General features: G+C 74.0%; 4 protein-coding genes. All 4 read right to left on the bottom strand.

Annotated elements, in window-relative coordinates; all coding sequences use genetic code 11:
- Positions 1-207 precede the first annotated feature (207 nt).
- The 4 genes from BG452_RS30960 to mmpB all read right to left on the bottom strand — a co-directional run bounded on the left by BG452_RS30960 (position 208) and on the right by mmpB (position 3882).
- Positions 208-1983 carry an acetyl/propionyl/methylcrotonyl-CoA carboxylase subunit alpha gene (locus BG452_RS30960; RefSeq protein ID WP_188307671.1) on the bottom strand — a complete coding sequence of 592 codons (1776 nt, stop codon included), beginning with the start codon at positions 1981-1983 and terminating at the stop codon, positions 208-210.
- Positions 1984-2219: 236 nt separating this feature from the next.
- On the bottom strand, positions 2220-3002 hold the full coding sequence (locus tag BG452_RS30955; RefSeq protein WP_188307670.1) for a hypothetical protein: 783 nt from the start codon (positions 3000-3002) through the stop codon (positions 2220-2222).
- Positions 3003-3094: 92 nt separating this feature from the next.
- Positions 3095-3694: a nucleoside triphosphate pyrophosphatase gene (locus tag BG452_RS30950; protein WP_188307669.1), complete on the bottom strand. Its 600-nt coding sequence runs from the start codon at positions 3692-3694 to the stop codon at positions 3095-3097.
- A gap of 47 nt (positions 3695-3741) precedes the next feature.
- A complete protein-coding gene (mmpB, locus tag BG452_RS30945; RefSeq protein ID WP_188307668.1) occupies positions 3742-3882 on the bottom strand; it encodes a morphogenic membrane protein MmpB in 141 nt (46 codons plus the stop codon).
- Between the last annotated feature and the right edge of the window lie 162 nt (positions 3883-4044).

The following is a 4044-nucleotide window of genomic DNA, read 5'->3' as shown; positions in this document are numbered from 1 at the left end:
CCGCTGCCCGGCCAGCGCCGCCCCGGGGCGCACGGCGGGCCGGTCGGCCCGGGCGGGATGCCGGTCCGGCTGGCCGAGATGGGCCTGCCGCGCGGGCGCTGAGTCCGGCTGTTCCGCAGCGCGCGGAAACACGACCGGTCCGCACCCCCCGAAGGGAGTACGGACCGGTCGAGGATTGACGGACCCGGCGTCAGCCGCCGGTCCGGATCAGTCCTTGATCTCGCACAGCGCGGCGCCGCTGCTGACGCTCGCGCCCACCTCGGCCTTGAGGCCGACCACGGTGCCCGCCTTGTGGGCGTTCAGCGGCTGCTCCATCTTCATCGCCTCCAGGACCACGATCAGCTCGCCCTCGGCGACGACCTGGCCCTCCTCGACGGCGACCTTGACGATGGTGCCCTGCATCGGCGAGGCCAGGGCGTCACCGCTGATGGCCGAGCCGGCCTTCTTGGCGCCCACCCGGCGCTTGGCCTTGGCACCGCCCGCCGCACCGGCCGCCGGGGCCGCCGCGGCGCCCAGCGAGGACGGCAGCGAGACCTCGATCCGCTTGCCGCCGACCTCGACGACCACGGTCTCCCGGGTCTCCGCCTCCTCGGCCTCGCCGGCACCGCCGGTGAACGCCGGGATGGTGTTGTCGAACTCGGTCTCGATCCAGCGGGTGAAGATCGTGAACGGCTCGTCGCTGCCGTGCACCTCGGGCGCGAACGCCGGGTCGGTGACGACCGCCTGGTGGAACGGGATGGCGGTGGCCATGCCCTCGACCCTGAACTCGCTCAGCGCGCGCCGGGCCCGCTCCAGGGCCTGCTTGCGGTCGCGGCCGGAGACGATCAGCTTGGCCAGCAGCGAGTCCCAGGCCGGGCCGATGACCGAGCCGGTCTCCACGCCGGAGTCCAGGCGCACGCCCGGGCCGGACGGCGGGGCGAACAGCGTCACGGTGCCGGGCGCGGGCAGGAAGTTGCGGCCCGGGTCCTCGCCGTTGATGCGGAACTCGAAGGCGTGGCCGCGCACCTCCGGGTCGCCGTAGCCGAGCTCCTCGCCGTCGGCGATCCGGAACATCTCGCGGACCAGGTCGATCCCGGTGACCTCCTCGGTGACCGGGTGCTCCACCTGAAGACGGGTGTTGACCTCCAGGAAGGAGATCGTGCCGTCCAGCGCGACCAGGAACTCGCAGGTCCCGGCGCCCTCGTAGCCGGCCTCCTTGAGGATGGCCTTGGAGGCGCGGTACAGCTCGGCGTTCTGCGCCTCGGTCAGGAACGGCGCGGGCGCCTCCTCGACCAGCTTCTGGTGCCGGCGCTGCAGCGAGCAGTCACGGGTGGAGACGACCACCACGTTGCCGTGCTTGTCCGCGAGGCACTGGGTCTCCACGTGCCGCGGGTTGTCCAGGTAGCGCTCGACGAAGCACTCGCCGCGACCGAAGGCGGCGACCGCCTCGCGCACCGCGGAGTCGTACAGCTCCGGGATCTCCTCCAGGGTGCGGGCGACCTTCAGGCCGCGGCCGCCGCCGCCGAACGCCGCCTTGATGGCGACCGGCAGGCCGTGCTCCCGGGCGAACTCGACGACCTCGTCGGAGCCGGAGACCGGGTCCGGGGTGCCGGCCACCAGGGGGGCTCCGGCGCGCTGGGCGACGTGACGGGCGGTGACCTTGTCACCGAGGTCGCGGATGGCCTGCGGCGGCGGGCCGATCCAGGTCAGGCCCGCGTCGAGGACGGCCTGGGCGAACTCCGCGTTCTCCGACAGGAACCCGTAGCCGGGGTGTACGGCGTCGGCGCCGGAGTCCTCGGCGGCCTTGAGGACCTTGGCGATGTCCAGGTAACTGGTGCCGGGGGTGTCACCGCCCAGCGCATAAGCCTCGTCGGCCGCGCGGACGTGCAGCGCATCCCGGTCCGGCTCGGCGTAGACGGCGACGCTGGCGATACCGGCGTCCGAGCAGGCCCGGGCGACGCGGACGGCGATTTCCCCGCGGTTGGCGATGAGCACCTTGCGCACTGTGGCTCCCTTCTTGAACCTCGTTGAGTTTATGGATTCCTGGGCGGTACCGGCGAGTAGCCCCAGGTTGTGAACTATCCCACACGCTCGGTGATGGAATTTCGGGCCCCGGCGACGAGGCGGTCGGCGACTTCGCAGGTCGCGGCCGGTGCGGTCGTACGGGCCCGGTCGACGGTGGGTGACCGGGGGGCGGCGTGGCGGGTCGGTGGCATGGAACACACCCTGCCGTGGTCCGCTCAAGCCACGGTCGTGCCGGTGGTCGTACCGCTCGTCGTACCGCTCGTGGGGGCGGTGGTGGGGGCGGTCGTGGGGCGGCGCAGCGCCTCGGCCGTGACGTCGGCGACCGGCTCGACCATGTCCGGCCCGTACGCCGCCGGGTTGACCACCCGCAGGACGAGGGCGAAGGTGCCGTTCCGGCCGTGCCTGCGGGCGAGTTCGCGGTGGTGCGCCACCAGGTAGCGGACGCCGGCCTGGTTGGCCGTGCCGGTCTGGCCGGCGACCAGGAACACCGGGCGGCCGCCGTCCGGGGTGGCGATCCGGGCCAGCAGCACGTGGGTGCGGTCGGGCTCGACGGCGAACTCCTGGTCGCCCACCGCGATCACGTTGCTGCCCGGGCCGGGGCCGGAGGTGATCAGCACCCCGGGCAGGCCCCAGGCCACGTGGGCGGCCATCCGCTCGTTGCTGACCGGACCGCCCAGGCACAGCTCGGTCTTGGCGCCCAGGCCGCGGTGCGCGGCGTCGTGGGCGACCAGTTCGGGCCGGGCGCCGCACTCCTCGACCAGCCCGGCCAGCCACATCAGGGCGTAGGCGTCCCGGCGGGTCACGGTGCTGGCGTGCGAGCCCGCCCCGACGCTGCGGGGCACCACGATCAGGCACTCGCTGCCGGCCGGCAGCCCGAAGAACTCCCGTACCCGCTCGACCTTCCGCCGCCGCCGCACGGCCTGGGCCAGCCAGCCGAGCCCGGCGCTGATGGCACTGGCCACCAGGCCGAGCACCACGTTGAGCACGTTGTCGGTCATCGCCGCGTTCCCTCCCCGTTCGAACGCCGGTCAGCTTAGGGGGCCGACCAGCCGGTACGGCAGGTCAGTCGGTCCACACGTCCGCCCGGCCGTCAGGCCCAGAGATCGACCAGCCGGACGCCGAGGTCGGCGAGGAGTCGGCGCAGCAGCGGCAGGGACAGGCCGATGACGTTGCCCGGGTCGCCGTCGATGCCGTCGATGAACGGCGCCGAGCGGCCGTCCAGGGTGAACGCCCCGGCCACGTACAGCGGTTCGCCGGAGGCGACGTAGGCGGCCACCTCCGCGTCGTCCGGGGTGCCGAAGCGGACGGTGGTGGAGGCGGTCGCCGAGGACTGCCGGCCGGTCGCGGTGTCGATCACGCAGTGGCCGGTGCGCAGCACCCCGGCGCGACCGCGCATGGACTGCCAGCGGGCCAGCGCCTCGGTGGCGTCGGCGGGCTTGCCGAGGGCGAGGCCGTCCAGCTCCAGGACGGAGTCGCAGCCGATCACCAGCTCACCGTCGGTCAGTTCGGCGGCGACGGCCTTCGCCTTGGCCTCGGCCAGGACGAGGGCGAGCTCGCCGGGGGTGGCGGCGGTGATCGCGTCCTCGTCGACGCCGCTGACCACCACGCGCGGGTCGAGCCCCGCCTGGCGCAGCAGCCCGAGGCGGGCGGGGGAGGCGGAGGCGAGGACGAGGGCGCGCTGGTCTGTCATGCCCACCAGGGTAGGGCTTGCCCGGGTGAGCCGTTCGGGTGAACGGCTCAGGTGAAGTACCGGGTGACCATGATCAGGACGGCGCCCACCAGCACGATGGCGGCGAGCACCTTCCCGGCCCGCTGCATCCGCTCCTGCATGCGACGGGCCTCGGGCGAGGGCCCGTCCTCGGGGTCTGACCAGAGCACCCCTCCAGAGTGCGGTGCGGACGGGCCCGGCCGCCTGAGTATCCGTACTCAGGTTCCGGGCGGAGCGGGCGGCGGGAGGCGGCGGAGCGCGCGCGGGGCGGGAGGCCGGGCCGGCCGGCCTCCCGCCCCGCGACCGGGAACCGCTAGTGCGCCCAGCCCGAG

Origin of the sequence: Streptomyces sp. CBMA123 (assembly GCF_014596465.1) — a bacterium.
Classification (GTDB): Bacteria; Actinomycetota; Actinomycetes; order Streptomycetales; family Streptomycetaceae; genus Kitasatospora.
This window is presented reverse-complemented; position numbering and strand designations above follow the sequence as displayed.

What these genes read in the sequence shown, in the direction of transcription:
- BG452_RS30955 (WP_188307670.1), bottom strand. Translation starts at nt 3,002, where the DNA reads ATGACCGACAACGTGCTCAACGTGGTGCTCGGCCTGGTGGCCAGTGCC.
- BG452_RS30950 (WP_188307669.1), bottom strand. Translation starts at nt 3,694, where the DNA reads ATGACAGACCAGCGCGCCCTCGTCCTCGCCTCCGCCTCCCCCGCCCGC.